The organism is Winogradskyella rapida, from assembly GCF_042675845.1.
Lineage (GTDB): Bacteria > Bacteroidota > Bacteroidia > Flavobacteriales > Flavobacteriaceae > Winogradskyella > Winogradskyella rapida.
Window position 1 is genome coordinate 959,236 of record NZ_JBHTKM010000063.1, and the last position, 18,047, is coordinate 977,282.

The 18,047-nt window shown below is 35.7% G+C and carries 17 protein-coding genes; 13 read left to right on the forward strand and 4 right to left on the reverse strand.

The window, feature by feature from the left end; translation table 11 throughout:
* The first annotated feature begins 145 nt into the window (after nt 1-145).
* The 4 genes from ACFQ13_RS11515 to ACFQ13_RS11530 all read left to right on the forward strand — a co-directional run bounded on the left by ACFQ13_RS11515 (nt 146) and on the right by ACFQ13_RS11530 (nt 7,000).
* Nucleotides 146-3,598, forward strand: a complete 3,453-nt coding sequence (locus ACFQ13_RS11515) for a pyruvate carboxylase (protein WP_386117458.1) — start codon at nt 146-148, stop codon at nt 3,596-3,598.
* A 232-nt stretch (nt 3,599-3,830) separates the two neighbouring features.
* Nucleotides 3,831-4,511 (forward strand): DUF4377 domain-containing protein, encoded by a 681-nt coding sequence (locus ACFQ13_RS11520; RefSeq protein WP_386117461.1) that lies wholly within the window; start codon nt 3,831-3,833, stop codon nt 4,509-4,511.
* Nucleotides 4,512-4,611: 100 nt separating this feature from the next.
* A complete protein-coding gene (rlmF, locus tag ACFQ13_RS11525; protein WP_386117463.1) occupies nt 4,612-5,568 on the forward strand; it encodes a 23S rRNA (adenine(1618)-N(6))-methyltransferase RlmF in 957 nt (318 codons plus the stop codon).
* A gap of 193 nt (nt 5,569-5,761) precedes the next feature.
* Nucleotides 5,762-7,000 carry a DEAD/DEAH box helicase gene (locus tag ACFQ13_RS11530; RefSeq protein WP_386117466.1) on the forward strand — a complete coding sequence of 413 codons (1,239 nt, stop codon included), beginning with the start codon at nt 5,762-5,764 and terminating at the stop codon, nt 6,998-7,000.
* A gap of 87 nt (nt 7,001-7,087) precedes the next feature.
* Here ACFQ13_RS11530 and ACFQ13_RS11535 read toward each other — a convergent pair whose 3' ends face one another.
* The 3 genes from ACFQ13_RS11535 to ACFQ13_RS11545 are packed head-to-tail and all read right to left on the reverse strand — an operon-like array spanning nt 7,088 to nt 9,282.
* Nucleotides 7,088-8,245, reverse strand: coding sequence for a hypothetical protein (locus tag ACFQ13_RS11535; RefSeq protein WP_386117469.1), 1,158 nt, complete (start codon nt 8,243-8,245; stop codon nt 7,088-7,090).
* The gene (locus ACFQ13_RS11540; protein WP_386117472.1) at nt 8,229-8,750 is read right to left on the reverse strand and encodes a hypothetical protein; all 522 of its coding nucleotides are present in this window, start codon (nt 8,748-8,750) and stop codon (nt 8,229-8,231) included. The genes ACFQ13_RS11535 and ACFQ13_RS11540 overlap by 17 nt, the downstream gene beginning before the upstream one ends.
* The gene (locus tag ACFQ13_RS11545) at nt 8,734-9,282 is read right to left on the reverse strand and encodes an RNA polymerase sigma factor (RefSeq protein WP_386117475.1); all 549 of its coding nucleotides are present in this window, start codon (nt 9,280-9,282) and stop codon (nt 8,734-8,736) included. Before ACFQ13_RS11545 ends, ACFQ13_RS11540 begins: the two co-directional genes overlap by 17 nt.
* A 206-nt stretch (nt 9,283-9,488) precedes the next feature.
* Between ACFQ13_RS11545 and ACFQ13_RS11550 the strand changes: the two genes are divergently transcribed.
* Genes ACFQ13_RS11550 through ACFQ13_RS11560 form a run of 3 tightly spaced genes read left to right on the forward strand, consistent with a single transcriptional unit; the run spans nt 9,489 to nt 12,043 of the window.
* Nucleotides 9,489-10,466 (forward strand): hypothetical protein, encoded by a 978-nt coding sequence (locus tag ACFQ13_RS11550; protein ID WP_386117477.1) that lies wholly within the window; start codon nt 9,489-9,491, stop codon nt 10,464-10,466.
* Nucleotides 10,459-10,809, forward strand: coding sequence for a DoxX family protein (locus ACFQ13_RS11555; protein WP_386117479.1), 351 nt, complete (start codon nt 10,459-10,461; stop codon nt 10,807-10,809). The genes ACFQ13_RS11550 and ACFQ13_RS11555 overlap by 8 nt, the downstream gene beginning before the upstream one ends.
* A 7-nt stretch (nt 10,810-10,816) precedes the next feature.
* Entirely contained in the window at nt 10,817-12,043 is a 1,227-nt protein-coding gene (locus tag ACFQ13_RS11560) for an MFS transporter (RefSeq protein ID WP_386117482.1), read from the forward strand.
* On the opposite strand, the gene ACFQ13_RS11565 is transcribed toward ACFQ13_RS11560, so the two are convergent.
* Nucleotides 11,988-12,668: a M15 family metallopeptidase gene (locus ACFQ13_RS11565; protein ID WP_386117484.1), complete on the reverse strand. Its 681-nt coding sequence runs from the start codon at nt 12,666-12,668 to the stop codon at nt 11,988-11,990. The two genes, ACFQ13_RS11560 and ACFQ13_RS11565, sit on opposite strands and share 56 nt — an antisense overlap.
* A gap of 32 nt (nt 12,669-12,700) precedes the next feature.
* On the opposite strand from ACFQ13_RS11565, the gene ACFQ13_RS11570 reads away from it, so the two are divergent.
* From ACFQ13_RS11570 to ACFQ13_RS11595, 6 genes are all read left to right on the forward strand, one after another.
* The gene (locus tag ACFQ13_RS11570) at nt 12,701-13,315 is read left to right on the forward strand and encodes an alpha-ketoglutarate-dependent dioxygenase AlkB family protein (RefSeq protein ID WP_386117487.1); all 615 of its coding nucleotides are present in this window, start codon (nt 12,701-12,703) and stop codon (nt 13,313-13,315) included.
* 405 nt (nt 13,316-13,720) lie between these two features.
* Nucleotides 13,721-14,650 (forward strand): alpha/beta hydrolase, encoded by a 930-nt coding sequence (locus ACFQ13_RS11575; protein ID WP_386117490.1) that lies wholly within the window; start codon nt 13,721-13,723, stop codon nt 14,648-14,650.
* A 327-nt stretch (nt 14,651-14,977) separates the two neighbouring features.
* Nucleotides 14,978-15,838, forward strand: coding sequence for an SPFH domain-containing protein (locus tag ACFQ13_RS11580; RefSeq protein WP_386117492.1), 861 nt, complete (start codon nt 14,978-14,980; stop codon nt 15,836-15,838).
* 112 nt (nt 15,839-15,950) lie between these two features.
* Nucleotides 15,951-16,457, forward strand: a complete 507-nt coding sequence (locus ACFQ13_RS11585) for a hypothetical protein (protein WP_386117494.1) — start codon at nt 15,951-15,953, stop codon at nt 16,455-16,457.
* Entirely contained in the window at nt 16,457-16,633 is a 177-nt protein-coding gene (locus ACFQ13_RS11590; protein ID WP_386117495.1) for an Arc family DNA-binding protein, read from the forward strand. The genes ACFQ13_RS11585 and ACFQ13_RS11590 overlap by 1 nt, the downstream gene beginning before the upstream one ends.
* A gap of 66 nt (nt 16,634-16,699) precedes the next feature.
* Nucleotides 16,700-18,010, forward strand: a complete 1,311-nt coding sequence (locus ACFQ13_RS11595) for a DUF819 family protein (protein ID WP_386117497.1) — start codon at nt 16,700-16,702, stop codon at nt 18,008-18,010.
* Nucleotides 18,011-18,047: the final 37 nt, after the last annotated feature.

Below are 18,047 nucleotides of genomic sequence, written 5' to 3' on the forward strand. Positions count from 1 at the left end.
GGCCTTTAATTTCAACACCGATAAGAAATCTGAAAATAAAAGTATTTAACGAAAACGTTTTCGCGAGTGTTTTATATCTTTAAGCAGAATGCAATAATACTCAGAAACTAAAAGGTCCAAACACGTAATATATCCATTAAGTCATATGAAAATCAAGAAAATTCTAGTAGCTAACCGAAGTGAAATTGCCATCCGTGTGTTACGTGCTTGTACGGAATTAAATATCGCTACGGTTGCGGTATACACCTACGAGGATCGTTATTCTCAGCACCGCAATAAAGCCGATGAATCTTACCAAATAGGTGAAGACCACGAGCCTTTAAAACCCTATTTAGATATTGAGGAAATTATTGGTTTAGCAAAGCGCAAACATGTCGATGCCATCCATCCGGGATATGGTTTTTTATCTGAAAACTCAGAATTTGCAAGACGTTGTGCTGAAAATGATATTGTTTTTATAGGACCCGACCCCGAAGTCATGGATGCCTTAGGCGATAAAATAACAGCAAAGAAAATCGCCGTAAAATGTCAAGTTCCTATTATAGAAAGTAACCAAAATAGCCTAACCTCATTAAAAGTTGCACTTTCAGAAGCCAATAGTATTGGATACCCCCTTATGCTTAAAGCGGCATCAGGTGGTGGTGGTCGTGGAATGCGTGTGGTGCGAAATAACAAAGATTTAGAACAACATTTTGACTCCGCTAAAAACGAAGCCTTAAATGCCTTTGGTGACGACTCCATGTTTTTAGAAAAATATGTAGAAAACCCAAAGCATATTGAAGTTCAAATTGTTGCCGACAGACATGGCAACATCCGCCATTTATTTGAGCGTGACTGCTCTGTACAGCGTCGCCATCAAAAAGTTGTAGAAGTTGCACCGTCATTTAATGTTTCTGAAAAAGTAAAAGAAGCCTTATACAAATATGCTATTGCCATTACTTCTGAAGTTAATTACAACAATATTGGTACGGTAGAATTTTTAATTGATAAGGAGAATCAGGTTTATTTTATTGAAGTGAACCCAAGAATTCAAGTTGAACATACCGTAACAGAAATGGTTACGGGGATTGATTTGGTAAAAACCCAAATATTTATTGCCGGAGGTTACAAATTATCGGATCAGCAAATAAAAATCTACGAACAAAATTCTATTAAAACAACCGGATATGCCCTACAATGTCGTTTAACCACAGAAGATCCTGAAAACAATTTTACGCCAGACTACGGGAATATTACCACCTACAGAAGTGCCTCTGGTATGGGCATCCGTTTAGATGCTGGTAGTATTTATCAGGGTTATAATGTCAGTCCTTTTTTCGATTCAATGCTCGTTAAAGTCTCGGCACAAGGACGTACTTTAGATGGTGCCGTGAGAAAAATGGTGCGCGCCCTTAAAGAATTTAGAATTAGAGGCGTTAAAACCAACATTCATTTTCTTCAAAATGTCATTCAGCATAACACCTTTAAATCGGGAAACGTTACCGTTAATTTTATTGAAAACACTCCAGAGCTTTTCGAAATAAAACGCCCTCAAGACCGTACCACGAAAGCGGTTAATTTTCTAGCCGAAGTAATTGTTAATGGAAACCCTGATGTTAAAAACATTGACGAAAATAAAGTCTTTAGAACTGCCAAAGTCCCTAGATACAGTCGCTCAGAAGCCTTTCCGAAGGGCACAAAAGATTTATTAACCGAATTAGGCCCTGAAGGATTTTGTCAATGGTTAAAAGATGAAAACAAAATACAGTATACAGACACAACCATGCGCGATGCTCACCAATCGCTCTTAGCCACCCGAATGCGTAGTTACGATATGCTAAACGTTGCGGAAAGTTTTGCCAAAAACCACCCTAACACCTTTAGTATGGAAGTTTGGGGCGGCGCTACGTTTGATGTTTGTATGCGTTTTTTACATGAAAGTCCTTGGACACGCTTGAGAGAATTACGAAAATCGATCCCCAACATCTTGTTTCAAATGTTATTACGGGGTTCTAACGCGGTGGGTTATAAAGCGTATCCGGATAATTTAATTGAAAAATTTGTAGAAAAATCATGGGAAAATGGTGTCGATATTTTTAGAATTTTCGATTCCCTAAATTGGGTTAAAGCCATGGAACCAAGTATAAATTATGTAAGAAATAAAACCGGTGGTATTGCCCAAGCGGCCATCAGTTACACCGGTGATATTTTAGACCCCACAGAGCGCAAGTACAATCTTAAGTACTATACCAATTTGGCTAAAGATTTAGAAAACGCAGGCGCCCATATGTTAGCCATAAAAGACATGGCCGGTTTACTAAAACCATATGCGGCAACAGAATTAGTTGCGGCTTTAAAAGATAGCGTAAAGATCCCCATCCAATTACACACCCATGATACCTCATCACTACAAACGGCCACATATTTAAAGGCCATAGAAGCAGGTGTAGATGTTGTAGATGTGGCACTCGGAGGCTTATCGGGCTTAACGTCGCAGCCTAATTTTAATGCGGTTGTTGAAATGCTGAAAGGCCAACCAAGGGCACACGATTTTGATATACAGAAATTAAATCAGTTTTCAAATTATTGGGAAGACACACGCGAGATGTATTATCCTTTTGAATCCGGATTAAAAGCCGGAACCGCTGAGGTTTATCAGCATGAAATTCCAGGCGGTCAATACTCCAATTTACGACCACAAGCTATCGCATTAGGTTTAGGCGATCGGTTTGATGAGGTAAAAAAAATGTATGCTCAGGTCAATACAATGTTTGGTAATCTTATTAAAGTCACCCCAAGCTCTAAAGTGGTCGGCGATATGGCCATATTTATGGTGACTAACAATTTAACACCAGAAGATGTGATGCAACGTGGCGATAGCCTCTCTTTCCCGGAGTCGGTTATTAATTTCTTTAAAGGCGATTTAGGACAACCGAACGGTGGTTTTCCCAAAGAGCTTCAAAAAATTATTCTTAAAAATAGAAAAGCGTATACAGACCGACCTAACGCGTATTTAGAACCTGTAGATTTCACTAAAGAATTTGCCTCCTTTAAAACCAAGTTTCAACAAGGCTTTACCCGACCTATTGAAATGGAAGACTTCTTATCCTTTATGCTCTATCCGAAGGTTTTTGAAACTGCCCATGAGAATTATAAGAAATACGGCAATATCGCCCTTATACCGACTAAAGATTTCTTCTATGGCATGAAACTTCAAGAGGAAACCAAAATCACTTTAGAGCCCGGAAAAACCATTATTGTAAAACTCCTATCCGTCAGTATTCCTAATGATAACGGTATGAGAACGGTATTTTTTAAAGTAAATGGAGAAAATCGATTTGTAGAAATTTTTGATACCTCCTTAAATATTAAAAAAGTAGAGAACCTAAAAATAGACCCTGAAGCCGATAACCAAGTTGGAGCACCACTGCAAGGTGCCCTCTATAAAATTTTAGTCAAAAAAGGGGCTACGGTAAAAGAAAATGACCCGCTTTTTATTATTGAAGCTATGAAAATGGAAACTACAGTAACGGCTCCTAAAGCTGGTAAAATTGCGGCCATAGCATTGTCTGAAGGCAGTATGGTAGGTCAAGATGATTTAGTGATTACCTTAAAATAAATCTAAGATCCCTTCGGAATCTAGACGATGGTAAAATGGAATTCCCTGTAGGAGTAATTTATAAGCGACTTTATTAAGAAGTCCACCTGAATATTTTCAAGCAAAAAGCATAGTCAATTACAAATCAAAACTTTAGTACATAGTGCCACATACTCTAACATTTATTTAACAACAGCATCTTAGAATTGGCAAGACTTTTGAAATTTAAGCCCTATAACCAATACTTATATTTATGACCCTATTAAAAACCATTCCTTTTTTTATTTTCACAATGATGCTTAGTGCTTGTGGGACTTCAAAACAAACCACAGAAACCTATTGGGTGAATAGCGCAAAAGTAAATTGTGATGCTGGCGCCGGGAAAACAACCTGCTTGCAATGGAGCCAAACTGAGAATTACGAAAATGCAGAATGGTCTAACTTATATACCCCTATTAAAGGCTTTAATTTTGAACCTGGCTATCTTCAAAAAATTGAAGTCTTAAAAACAACTTTAGATAAAAGTAGCACGCCTGCAGACGCCTCTTCACTACACTACGAGTTGGTGAAGGTTTTAGAGAAAAAACAAGATCCTAAATTAGCCATTCACGATATTTGGGTGGCGACCCATATTAATGAAGAGCCCATTACCGAGACTCCCAAAGTCCCAACGCTTGAGATTAATACCACTAAAATGCAAGTCTACGGTACTAATGGCTGTAACAATTACACCGGTCAAATTAAAAAGATAAACTCCGACACCATTAATTTTGGTGCCATAGCGTCCACAAAAAAGATGTGTATGGATATGACCATCCCCGATCGTTTTGATAAAGCCTTGCAGTCCATTGCAACCTATAAAAAAGAAAATAATACATTAAGTTTTTTTAATGCTTTAGGCGAAGAGGTTTTAAAATTTAAAAAAGGCGATTAGGACGTTTTCAAATTGAATTTTAAATAATTGGGTTATTTGGGCTAAGGTCTAATAACCCAATTTCTTTTCCATTACCTTTGTACCTTTAAATTAACATGTATTGGAAAAGAAAAAACAACATCCACAAGTAAAATCAGAACTTCATCCTAGAAGCCAACACCGCACACGCTATAATTTTGAAGCCTTAATAAAGAGCTCACCAGAATTAGCTAAATATGTTGCGCCAAATAAATACGGAGATGAATCTGTAGATTTTTTCAATCCTGCTGCTGTAAAAGCCTTGAATAAAGCTTTATTAATTCACCATTACGGTTTAGAGTACTGGGATATTCCTGAGCATTATTTATGTCCTCCAATTCCAGGACGTGCAGACTACATTCATAATATTGCTGATTTACTAAAAGGCAACCAATCTGAAATTCCTAAAGGAAAACACATAAAAGGTCTAGACATTGGGGTTGGCGCCAATTGCATATACCCTATTATTGGGCAGCATGAATATGGTTGGTCTTTTATAGGTAGTGATACTGATGAAACAGCTATAAGTTCTGCGAAAACTATTGAGCAGAAAAATTACAAACTGCGATCTACCCTAGAAATAAGACGTCAAGAAAAGTCTAACAACTTTTTTAACGACATTTTAAAACCTGAAGAAAAAGTAGATTTCACCATTTGTAACCCTCCTTTTCATGCCTCTGCAGAAGACGCGCAAAAAGCAAGCCTTAAAAAGCAAAAAAACTTAAAAGGAAAACGTCCTAATAAAGCCCTTTTAAATTTTGGCGGACAACACAATGAATTATGGACTAAAGGTGGTGAAGCGCGTTTTGTAAAAGACATGATTTATGAAAGCAAACACTTTGGAAAACAGTGTTTTTGGTTTACAAGTTTAATTTCTAAAGAAGCGACATTAAAACCAACCTATAAGATTTTAGAAAAAGTAAATGCGACTGTCGTAAAAACTATTGAAATGGGACAAGGCCATAAAATCAGTAGATTTATCGCTTGGACTTTTTTAACGGAACAAGAACAAAACGACTGGATAAAAGAGCGTTGGTAGAACGATTTCGTCACTTCGATTGTTCCGATATTTTTATCGGGATGTATTGAGAAGCTATTGAAACAAAATGGTTCTCGATACGATATGCTCATATTTCATAAATTACGCAAACTAACGTGATTTGTAATTTTACAATTTTTAAATCAAAGTTTGAATTCACAAATATTCTACCTTTGTAACAAATACAAAACCTATGTCATTTAAAGACTTACATCTTATTAAGCCAATCCTAAAAGCTGTTGAAGCTTCAGGTTATATAGCACCAACTTTAGTACAACAACGTGCTATTCCTTTTATTTTAGATCGTAAAGACGTCATTGTTTCAGCACAAACCGGAACCGGAAAAACAGCGGCTTTTGCGTTGCCTATCTTGCAAAATCTTTTTGATAAACAAGATGCGCCTAAAAAAGGTAAAAAAATAAAGGCTTTAATTTTAAGTCCAACACGAGAACTCGCCATACAAATTCAAAAGAATTTCAACACCTACGCCGAGTTCACTAACCTCACCTCTTTAGTGGTTTTTGGTGGCGCTTCTATAGAACCTCAAATTGACGTCCTAAAAAAAGGGATCGATATTTTGGTGGCTACACCAGGGCGTTTACTCGATTTGCACAAACAAGATTATATTAATCTCGACTATGTTGAAACTTTAGTTTTAGATGAAGCCGATCTCATGTTAGACATGGGCTTTATTGACGATGTTAAAAAAATTGAGCGTTTGTGTCCTAATGACAAACAAAGCTTATTATTCTCGGCAACGATTCCGGATAAAATTGAAGACTTAGCCACTTCAATCTTAAAAACTCCTGAACGTATTGACGTTACGCCAACCAAATCGGTAGCAAAAGATGTAAGTCAGATCTTATATTATGTCCCTAAACAAAGTAAAATAGAATTGTGTTTACACTTAATGCGCAATACTATTGAAGGCAATGTCCTTATTTTTAGACGTACCAAATATGGGGTAGATAAGCTTGAAAAAACGCTATCTAAAAATGGTTATGCTGTAAATAGTATTCACGGGGATAAAAACCAAAGCGATAGACAAACCGCTTTAAACAAATTTAAAAATGGCTATGTAAAAGTGTTGATTGCTACAGATGTGGCCGCACGTGGTATTGACATTAATGAGCTAGATAATGTGCTTAATTTTGATATGCCAAATGTTGCAGAAACTTATGTGCACCGTATAGGACGAACAGGAAGAGCCGGTCATGTTGGTAAGGCTTATTCTATGTGCTCTGCAGATGAAAAGACCTATGTAAAAACGATACAAAATGCGATCAATGTTCAGATTCCTGTAGAGACGGAACACCCTTATCCTTTAGATCCTAAGGCAAAACCTATTGTACACAAAAAACAAGGTGGCAGTAAGTATAAAAAAGGGCGTAAAAGCGAAGCTTCTAAGAAGAAGAAAAAACGTTGGTATTAAGTTGGTTGATGGTTGATGGTTGATGGTAAAAAAACAAAAAGCACTTAGATTTTCTAAGTGCTTTTTGTTTTAAATGTAGTTTATTATTTATTCTTCTAGCTCAATAAAATCCTCAGCAAATCTTATAATACCGTGAACTGCATTAATTTGGATTTTGTTCGGGCTCGTTTCCTCCCCAATTACCATCATTTTTGAAGATTCATTTTTGCGACTTGGCGGAATATCAGCACTTGTAAAACCTACATTATGAAAGGTATCATGGCCAAAGGTTTCAATATAATAATCAATTCCCTCTGGATAAAATAGATTGATTTCAGAGTACTCTGTATTCATAAAAAAAATACCAAAATCATTAGAAAAATTATGAATCCAGAATTTACTGTTAAAATCAACAATTTTAACACCTTCACCTATTTCTCCTATTTTAGTCGTTGTAAATTCACTATCTATAGTTAGATTTTTTATCTCAGCAATTTGAACTTCATCTACATGCGTAAATTTATAAGAACCTCCATTTAAAGTATTGCTTCTAAAACTTCCATTGACAATATCGAAATTATTTAACGGATTTTGTATACTTTGAAATTTTAAATCTGTGTTTCTTGCATTGACATTTATTTGACTTTCTAAGTCTAGTTTAAACGTCATGTTAGAATTAACAGCCATAAGTCTTATATTTAAATGAGAAGGTATTTTTATGGTGAAATTGGTTCTCAATATTTTTACATGTTTAGAATTAATTTTTCTTTTCTCTCCCTTATCATCGATCTCTCTTAAATTCTTTAGATACTCTTTTAGGCTTTTCCCTCTAGAACTACTATTAATCTCTAAAAAATACTGTTTAGACTTCCTAAACATCTTAGTGGTTGGTTCTTTAAAGTTGATATAATCACCTTCAAAAGTAATTCCGTAAAGAGTTTCTATAGAATAAGTAACCTCACCAGAGATGTTATTCCCTTTACTTTTAAACTCTAATTTATCATTTACAATTTGTGATTCAGGTTTAATTACTTTCAAAATTTCATCAATTTCTTTACTTGAATAGTTTTCAAATTCAACGGTATAATCGAAATGGACTTTATTATCGTCGGATGCTCTAATGTCTACAAAAGTTCCTTCTAAATCTAAAACTAAGTTTTTCAGGTTTGTTGCATCATAGCTCTTTTTAAATATCTCTTTAATTTGAGATTGAACGGGTAATGATGTGATGAGCATCAAAGCCGTAATTTTAAATAGTGTGTTCATACTGTTCGTTGTTTTGATTTAATATGTTGATGTGATTCTGTATGTCTTTTAAAATTTGAAGTCGCGTTTGAAGATTTTCGACCAAGGCTTCAATGACTAAAATGTTATTGGCATCGGCTTTAAATTGAACAGATATGGCTTTATAATCGGCGTCTAAATCTTTTAGTTTTTTTCTAAACCGTTCTACCAAAACAGGATCATCTGCCAGAGCGATAAAATTTTGCCATTCGGTTTCAATATCAGCCAAATATTCAGCTTCTACAGACTCAATCTGAGCTACAATTGGCGACGGTGAATCTTGGTTGTCATAGGATTGTATATCCACCCTATTAAAGCCAATGGTTAAGGCAATAATTAAAATAGCCGCTACACCTAACCACGCATAAGGACGTCTTTTGAGTTGAGATTGTTTCTTAAGCTTATCGGCAAATTCTGTTCTATGATTTTTAGGAAGCGTTTTTAAATCGTCTTCCTCACTAAATAAGGTTCTAATATCTTGCTTCATTGTACTTGTGTTTTAATAAGTCTTGTAATTTTAACTTGCCGCGTCTTAAATGGGTTCGCGATGTTTTTACGGGAATTTCTAAGATCTCAGAAATCTCTTCGTGATCATAGCCTTCCAGCAAATAAAGTTGCACGACTACCTTATGTTTTTCATTGAGTTGAACAATGGCATCTAAAATTTCTTGCTTTGTAATTGCCGTATCAAATTGCCAGTCATCCTCGTTAATAATCTGTAATTCTGAAACCTCAACAGCGTCAAATTCGAGTTTATTTTTCTTTAAAACGTCTAAACACTGATTAATGATAATACGTTTTAACCAGGCTCCAAATGTCGCTTCCGGTTTGTACGTTTTTATATTTTTAAATGCTTTTAGAAACCCTTCTTGCATCGCATCTTTGGCATCTTCTTCATCTTTTAGATAACGACAGGCTATAGTAAACATCGCCTGTGCATAAGCATCATAAACTTGTAGTTGCGCAAGGTCATTTCCTTTTTTGCAAAGCGTAATAAGTTTAGGCTCTAATTTTTGCATTGGTTTGGTTAGCAGGTTCTATTTTAAAAACGATAAAAAAGTATTGAGGTTTCAAATTATTATAAAAAAATGCAATTCCTTAAATTTTTTCGAGAATTTAATAGGCTTTTATTGTAATGCCGAATTTATTTCAGCATCTTTAGTCTTTACCCCTAATGCTATAGCGGTTGGTAACCCCAGCTTAAAACCTTAAAAAAAAATTCAACATGTATAAAACACTCGTCCTATTCCTATGTTTTGGATCTTGCGTATTTGCACAAACCACCATTAAAGACAGTATCACATCGTATCCTGTGAGTTATGCCACTATTTCTTTCGGAAACGGCAATGGTCTTTTCGCAGATGATGAAGGCCAATTTATTTTTACCGAAAAATTATACCCCGATATCGATTCGCTTTTTATATCGGCTTTAGGTTTTAAAGACTTAAACATCGCCACGAAAAACCTTCCCAAACAACTCCTTATGCAACCACAGGCCCATTTGTTAGACGCCGTGATTATTGCCAATAAAAAAGATAGAAAATACAAAGAGGAAAAGTTAAAACCTTATTTAGATGACGACTACTACAAATGTTGGTTACCCACTATAGAATCTGAAATTGCGGTTTATTTCCCTAAAACCACCACTAAAGATCAAAAATTGTCTGAAGTTTTATTTCCTATAGCCTTAGAATCTAAAGATTGGAGCAAGAGAAAACGCTCTAATAGCGAAAAGAAAAAATTTTCAACCTTATTTAAAGTCAAGTTTTATCAGAATAATAATGGGTTCCCCGGTAAGGTTTTAACCTATGAAACGACTGTCTTTAGAGCCACAGAAAAAAAGGGCGACGTGTATCAATTAGATGTTGATGACTTAGATATCCATATTCCTGAAGATGGTTTTTTTGTATCACTTCAGGTTTTAGGCTACACCAATAAAGACGGTAAGTTATTGCCCAATAAAAAGTATAAGGAAATTGTTTCTAAATCTGGAGATGTGGTAAAAATCCCTACTAATTTTAGACCATTATTACCTTTTACAGATGAAATTGAGACGAAAAACACCTTTATTAAACGTGTGTTTATCAATGGAAATAATTGGGTGAAATTTGACAAAGGCAACAAATTCACCTCAACGTTACTCGATAAGGGTTTGTTTAACTATGGCATTGGTCTTACCTATAAAACGTATAAAGATGAATAACTCCATTATTGGCATGGCCGCCATGTATATCCTTGCTGGCCTAATGCATTTTATAAGACCTAAATCTTATATGCGCATTATGCCTAGATACCTGCCCAACCACAAAGCTTTAGTCTACCTCAGCGGTGCAGCTGAAATAATTTTAGGTGTTGGCTTGTGCTTTCCTGAACTAAAAAACTATGCGATTTACGGTATCATAGCTATGCTAGCCGTTTTTCTATTGGTGCATTTTTATATGTTGTCTGGAGAAAAAGCCTCTGCAGGCCTCCCTAAATGGATTTTAATTTTACGGATTCCCCTTCAATTTGGATTGATGTATTGGGCTTGGTATTATCTAAATTAAACGTGTTTTGAAAGCTCAAAAACAGTCGTGGATTTTAGCCATTATTATTGGAGCACAGTTTTGTTGCACCTCATTATGGTTTGCAGGAAACGCTGTTACAGATAACTTGCTACAACATTTTAACCTTAACACAGAAGCACTAGGAAATATGAGTTCTGCCGTGCAATTTGGTTTTATTGCCGGATCCTTTGTTTTTGCTGTTTTAACCTTAAGTGATCGTTATTCCCCATCGCGAATTTTCTTTATAAGCGCCGTTTTCGGAGCGCTATGTAATCTAGGATTGCTCTTAGCGAGTAACACGATGTTCTCCCTGTTAGCATTTCGGTTTTTCACCGGATTTAGTTTAGCCGGTATCTATCCGGTTGGGATGAAAATTGCCGCAGATCATTTTGAAAAAGGCTTAGGAAAATCTTTAAGTTTCTTAATTTCCGCATTAGTTTTAGGCACCGCCTTCCCCTACTTTATACAATCCTTTAATGTTAATATTTCTTGGGAAACCGTGATTTGGGCGACCTCGGCCTTAGCTACTTTTGGAGGTTTATTAATTCTGTTTTTCGTCCCTAACGGACCTTACCAAAAGCTTGCAAATCAATTTGAAGTCTCTAAAATCTTTAAGGTCTTTAAAAATTCTAGCTTTCGTTCAGCAGCCTTCGGCTATTTTGGTCATATGTGGGAACTCTATGCTTTTTGGACCTTTGTCCCTGCTTTGTTAGTGCTGCATCAAAAATTTCAAAAAGTCGAATTAAACATCCCGCTGTATGCCTTTCTAATTATAGCTTCAGGAAGCCTATCGTGTATCTTAGGCGGTTTTATTTCTAACCGAATTGGTGTTAAAAAAACCGCTGTTTTAGCCTTGAGCCTTTCAGGATTATGTTGCCTACTCTCTCCGCTGTTTATCATTTTTACACCAACAGCAGTATTTTTAAGTTTTGTAATGCTTTGGAGTATGGCGGTTATAGCAGATTCGCCCTTATTTTCCACTTTGGTCGCTAAGAATTGTGACGCACAATCTTTAGGAACGGCCTTAACTATTGTAAACTGTTTGGGTTACAGTATCACCATTATAAGTATTCAACTTTTAAATCTTCTCATCTTAAATGTTGAGTGGGCACCCTATGCTTTTGTAATCCTAGCATTAGGTCCCATAATTGGACGCTTTCATTTAAGGCAAAAGCCATTTATTCCACATCAAAATCAAAATAAGTCTTTGGGTAAGGTTCCCAACGCAAAGTAAAATGCCACCACTCTTTAGCATAGCTTCTAAAATTATGTTTTAGCATCACCGTTTGTAATAACTGTCGGTTTTTCTTTTGAATTTCGGTTAAAGGCTCATGCGCCACCCAAGATTCATGTCCAAAAAAATCATAAGGACTTCCCATATCTAAAGGTTCACCCGTTTGCCCATCAATAATGGTTAAATCTACGGTACTCCCACGGCTATGTCCGGAGCGTGAAGCGATATACCCCGAATTAAATAAGTTTCTTTTTTTTACTTCCGGATAAAATTCAGATTTATTAAGCGTATCATTTAAATCGCGTGCCCATCTAATAAAATGATTTACCGCTTTTTGAGGTCTATACCCATCATACACTTTTAAACATAGGTTTTGCTCTTGCAATTCCTCTTGAACACGTTTTAATTTTTCAGCTGTACCTTTGGTAAGTATTAATTGGTTAGCATGATACCCATCAATAGTATCACCAACAAAATTATGAGTGGTATAATACCTTAACTCAACATCTAAATCAGGAATTAGTGAAGAGACATAGACAAAACCTTCCGGCAAGTTGTTACTTTTCTGAAAACTAAAGGAGATTCCTATAAAGACCGTGAGATAAATGAGCGTTTTATAATTCATTGTGAAGCATTAATTTAGTCAAAAATAAAACTATGAATCTATTTTCGGAAGCGAAACAACATTTTAAACGACCTCAAGCCGAATTAATTTATGTTCCGCAATTTTTTTCTAAAGCAGAAGCAAACCGTTTATTACAACAATTGAAAATAGAAACCCCATGGCAACAGGATGACATTACCGTCTTTGGAAAAACCTATAAACAACCCCGTTTAACCGCCTTATATGGTACCACGCAAAAGCCGTACAGCTATTCTAATATTACTATGCACCCCATGCCTTTAACCGAGACCTTAGACACTATAAAAACCAAAGTCGAAACGTTTAGTGCTACTCCGTTTAATACAATTTTAGCGAATTTATACCGCGATGGTAATGACAGTAACGGCTGGCATTCTGATAATGAAAAAGAATTAGGGACTAACCCCGTAATTGCTTCCTTGAGTTTTGGCGCTGAACGTCCGTTTCATTTTAAACATAAAACGATAAAAACGGAACGTCATAAACTGGTATTAGAGCATGGAAGTTTACTACTCATGAAAGGTGAAATGCAACATTTCTGGCGACATCAAATCGCTAAGACAAAGCAACCGATTACGGAAAGAATTAATTTAACGTTTAGAACGCTTATATCCCCTTCAAAGCACTAAAATTATCGTGTAAAAAAAAGTGTATAAAAACAAAAAACCGAGATCCCTCAATCTCGGTTTTCGTTTATTTGCTTTATAATATGCTGGTAGATTCAGGGTCTCTAAGCCAACGCAACATACGGCAAATATTAATTAATTAATCCATTGAACTAAAACTAAATCTTAGTACGAGTCAAATATATAATTCATTTCGTTGTGCGCAGATAAAAAACACATTTAATCGATGAAATACATATAATTTTAACAATTTACGACCAAATAACCTATTTTACCGATAAAAAGCAAGTCAACAAAATTGAATATAGAGCTAAAAATGTGCTTATAATTTCTTAAAAAAATGAAAACTTTGCATAAAATTCACCTGTTATCAATTAACTTTAGACACTTATTAAAACGCTCTAATAAATGAAAGCTTATATATTTTTTATTTGTATTGTTCTAAGTAGTTTGGGATTTAGCCAAGAGCCCCCATTTACGGAAGAAGAATTATCCGTTTCGCACTGGATTGATGGGACGCTGTTAACACCAAAAGATACAGAAGCACCTAACTTAGCGATTATAATTGCAGGATCTGGTCCTACCAATAGAGATGGCAACCAAAATTTTCTTAAAAACAATGCTTTAAAAAAATTAGCCGAAGAACTCAGCAAACAAGGCATTGCCACTTTTAGATTTGATAAACGAGTGGTAAAGCAAATTAGACAGAATAATGTGGATAACGACATGATGTTTGACGATTTTGTAACTGATGCCACAGATGTTCTCGATTATTTCATAGAAAAAAACAGCTATAACACTATTTATATTATAGGTCATAGTCAAGGCAGCTTAGTAGGAATGCTAGCGGCTAAAAACAAAGCCGACGGTTTTATTTCATTAGCCGGGGCCGGGAATAATATTGGGGATGTACTCGTTGAACAAATTTCAAAAACGGCTCCGATGTTTACTGTAGATACAAAACGCGTCGTTGACAGTTTAAAAGCCGGAAAAACCACGACAGATTATCCCGTAGCTTTAGCCTCAATTTTTAATGCCGATTTACAACCCTTTATGATAAATTGGATATCTTATTCGCCTACCGAAATTCTAAAAGACCTCGATATGCCTATACTTATTGTTAACGGCACTAAAGATCTTCAAGTATCAGTAGATGAAGCCGAGCTTTTAAAAGCAGCAAACCCTAAAGCAGAATTGGTCCTTATTGAAAACATGAACCATGTCTTATTTGAAATTGAAGGTGGTGATTTAGAAAATTCTAAATCTTATAACGAATCGTTTAGACCAATCTCTCCACAACTCATTGAACAGATTAGTAATTTTATAAGTAAGAAATAGAGCTTAAAACATTCTATAATCATAACAAAAAAAGCATCACTCTAGTGATGCTTTTTTTTTATTCTACTCTCTAAATAAATAAAATAAAAAGCATCCCAACCACGAGATGCTTTTTCTAACTAACCAACCATAATAATGTTACGATTTTGTATAGGTTACACATTGGTAACTATCGTAATTCACATTATATCATATAGTAAGCAAACGTCGTGCCAAATTTTTACATCAGTGTAACAAATCTAAAAAGTTGTAGACCAACAAATAAAAGCATATCTTTATGACATCATTTTAATATCACATTAAATTCTAACTTAAAACCAACTCACTATGAAAGAAGAAAAAATTATAGTTCCTGCTAACGGGTATTTAATGCTCTTTTTATTTGTCTTACTCTTCTTTGGAAGTATCGCTAGCATAGCCCTATTAAAAACAGGATGGCCTGTATTTACAATGGTTATTTCCTTAGTCTTAGCCTTTGGATTTTTAATGGTACAACCTAACGGCTCTCGGGTTCTGCTCCTATTCGGAAAATATGTCGGTACGGTAAAAAAGAATGGGTTCTACTGGGTAAATCCATTTTACACCAAAAAGAAAATATCATTAAGAGCTAGTAACTTTGATAGTGAACGTTTAAAAGTGAACGACAAATTGGGTAATCCTGTTATGATTAGTACCATTTTAGTGTGGCGAGTTCAAAACACCTACAAAGCAGCCTTTGATGTTGATAATTATGAAAACTTTGTGCGTGTACAAACCGATGCAGCCGTCCGTAAGCTCGCAAGTATGTATCCTTATGATAATTTTGCAGATGAAGGTGTTGATGAAGATATCACCTTACGATCTAGTGTTAATGAAGTTAGTAATGCTTTGGAAAAAGAAATTGACGAACGTTTAACAATCGCAGGTATAGAAGTACTTGAAGCCCGAATTGGTTATTTAGCTTATTCTAATGAAATTGCAAACGCGATGTTGAAACGCCAACAAGCTACAGCCATTGTTGCAGCACGACATAAAATTGTTGAAGGCGCTGTAAGTATGGTAGAAATGGCTATTGAACAACTGAACGAGAAACAAGTTGTGGACTTAGATGAAGAGCGCAAAGCCGCTATGGTGAGTAATCTTATGGTAGTGCTTTGTGGGGATAGAGATGCTTCTCCGGTCTTAAACACGGGGACCTTAAATCATTAAGAAGCCAATTATGTGTACTTAACAGTATACGTCACCTAAATACTACTGAAATGACGCCTTAATAATTTAATCCCAAATAAGTATTACCGCCTTTGAATAATAACAAGAGATCATGAGAATTTTTAAAGAAGAACAACGTTTTAATCAAACCTGGCTTATTGTGCTTATGCTCATATCTAGCCTTGTGCCACTAGCCCTTTTTATTAATGATTATCTTAAGAATCCTGAAACCTATTCCGTAACAGAATTGTTACTCCTTTTAAGTATTCTTATTTTTGTTGGCTGTTTTATCTTTTTTATAAAACTTAGTACTAAAATAGACCAGCACGGTATCCACTACAAATTCTTTCCCATCCATAGGAGTTTTAAAATCATTCCTTGGACGGAGATAGAACATATCCATGTAAAAACCTACGATCCTATAAGCGATTATGGCGGTTGGGGATTTAAAGGAGGCGCACTTTGGAACCGATCTAAAGGGCAATCCATAACCGTCTCTGGGGATATTGGAATACAAATGATCCTAAAAAATGGTAAAAAATTATTAATAGGAACGCAACAACAGCAAGCCGCCGAGCGCAGTATTGCTTATTATAAATCAAAATATCAACAGCTATAATGTCTAAAAAGAAAGCCTTTGCATTACGATTAAATGAAGAGATGCTGAAATCTATTGAAAAATGGGCTTCAGACGAGTTTCGTAGTACTAATGGTCAAATAGAATGGATCCTCATGCAAGCTCTAAAAAAACATCATAGACAACCAAAATCTGACGATAGTACCGAAGAAAAGTGATCCGTAAGGCTCACTTTTTTTAGTTTTAATTTTTTGTATTTTGCGTCCTCTAAACAAACAACTTCTATGGATAATACTCCCATTTTTACTGATGATACTATTGTATTTGGACTTTTAATGCTAGCTCTTGGTTTTGTATTTATTACAGAATCTATACAAACAGGGTTTTGGCCTAAATTTTATAAAATTGTTCCGGGACTTTTTATGGCTTATATGCTCCCTGCTGTACTTACAACAACAGGATTAATCTCACCAGAATGGACTACGGTTTCAGAAACTGGTGTTATTACCGAACATAGTTCTAGCTTATATTACGTGGCTAGCCGCTACTTACTCCCTGCAGCTTTAGTCCTAATGACCTTAAGTATTGATTTAAAAGCCGTATTTAATTTAGGGTGGAAAGCCTTAGTTATGTTTTTTACAGGTACCCTTGGTATTGTTATCGGTGGTCCTATTGCCATACTTTTAATTGCAAGCGTATCGCCAAGTACAGTTGGTGGTATTGGTCCTGATGCCGTATGGAGAGGACTCTCTACCCTTGCAGGAAGTTGGATTGGTGGTGGCGCTAACCAAACAGCCATGCTAGAAATTTACGGGTATAACCAAGCCAAATATGGCGGTATGGTATTCGTTGATATTGTGGTGGCTAATATTTGGATGGCCGTAATTCTAATTGGTATAGGAAAGCGTAATCGTATTAACAAGTGGTTAAAAGCGGATACCTCTTCTATTGAAGAATTAAAAGAAAAAATGTCTACCTTTTCTGAAAAGGTGAAACGCAACCCATCGCTTACAGACATTATGATTATCTGCGCTATTGCCTTCGGAACGGTGAGCATCGCTCATTTAAGTGCTAGTTATTTAGCTCCATTTTTTGAAACTTTAGTCTCCGGAATTACCTCAGCAACCACCAGAAACATTTTTACCTTCTTAGGCTCTAAATTCTTTTGGATGATTAGTGTCTCTACACTAATTGCTATTTTATTATCAAACACAAAAGCCAAAAACTATGAAGGCGCTGGCGCTAGTAAATTTGGAAGCGTCTTTATCTATATTTTGGTCGCTAGTATTGGTATGAAAATGGATTTAACAATGATCTTTGATAATATGGGACTTATTGCCATTGGTGTAGTATGGATGACTATCCATGCCCTACTTTTAATTGTAATTGCCAAAATTATTAAAGCACCGTATTTTTTCCTCGCTGTGGGAAGTCAGGCCAATGTTGGTGGAGCAGCGTCTGCGCCTATCGTCGCTTCAGCCTTTCACCCTTCGCTAGCCACTGTAGGAGTTTTGCTCGCTGTTTTTGGTTATGCCGTAGGGACTATTGCCGCTATTGGTTGTACAATTTTAATGGAATTAGCTTCTATCAGCTAGTAAAATTAAAACTAATATAAGATATTTGCCCACCTAA

Bases quoted from the DNA above. Each gene is read 5' to 3' on its own strand.
- ACFQ13_RS11515 (WP_386117458.1), top strand. From the start codon at position 146: ATGAAAATCAAGAAAATTCTAGTAGCTAACCGAAGTGAAATTGCCATC.
- ACFQ13_RS11520 (WP_386117461.1), top strand. From the start codon at position 3,831: ATGACCCTATTAAAAACCATTCCTTTTTTTATTTTCACAATGATGCTT.
- ACFQ13_RS11530 (WP_386117466.1), top strand. From the start codon at position 5,762: ATGTCATTTAAAGACTTACATCTTATTAAGCCAATCCTAAAAGCTGTT.
- ACFQ13_RS11535 (WP_386117469.1), bottom strand. From the start codon at position 8,245: ATGAACACACTATTTAAAATTACGGCTTTGATGCTCATCACATCATTA.
- ACFQ13_RS11540 (WP_386117472.1), bottom strand. From the start codon at position 8,750: ATGAAGCAAGATATTAGAACCTTATTTAGTGAGGAAGACGATTTAAAA.
- ACFQ13_RS11545 (WP_386117475.1), bottom strand. From the start codon at position 9,282: ATGCAAAAATTAGAGCCTAAACTTATTACGCTTTGCAAAAAAGGAAAT.
- ACFQ13_RS11550 (WP_386117477.1), top strand. From the start codon at position 9,489: ATGTATAAAACACTCGTCCTATTCCTATGTTTTGGATCTTGCGTATTT.
- ACFQ13_RS11555 (WP_386117479.1), top strand. From the start codon at position 10,459: ATGAATAACTCCATTATTGGCATGGCCGCCATGTATATCCTTGCTGGC.
- ACFQ13_RS11565 (WP_386117484.1), bottom strand. From the start codon at position 12,668: ATGAATTATAAAACGCTCATTTATCTCACGGTCTTTATAGGAATCTCC.
- ACFQ13_RS11570 (WP_386117487.1), top strand. From the start codon at position 12,701: ATGAATCTATTTTCGGAAGCGAAACAACATTTTAAACGACCTCAAGCC.
- ACFQ13_RS11575 (WP_386117490.1), top strand. From the start codon at position 13,721: ATGAAAGCTTATATATTTTTTATTTGTATTGTTCTAAGTAGTTTGGGA.
- ACFQ13_RS11580 (WP_386117492.1), top strand. From the start codon at position 14,978: ATGAAAGAAGAAAAAATTATAGTTCCTGCTAACGGGTATTTAATGCTC.
- ACFQ13_RS11585 (WP_386117494.1), top strand. From the start codon at position 15,951: ATGAGAATTTTTAAAGAAGAACAACGTTTTAATCAAACCTGGCTTATT.
- ACFQ13_RS11590 (WP_386117495.1), top strand. From the start codon at position 16,457: ATGTCTAAAAAGAAAGCCTTTGCATTACGATTAAATGAAGAGATGCTG.
- ACFQ13_RS11595 (WP_386117497.1), top strand. From the start codon at position 16,700: ATGGATAATACTCCCATTTTTACTGATGATACTATTGTATTTGGACTT.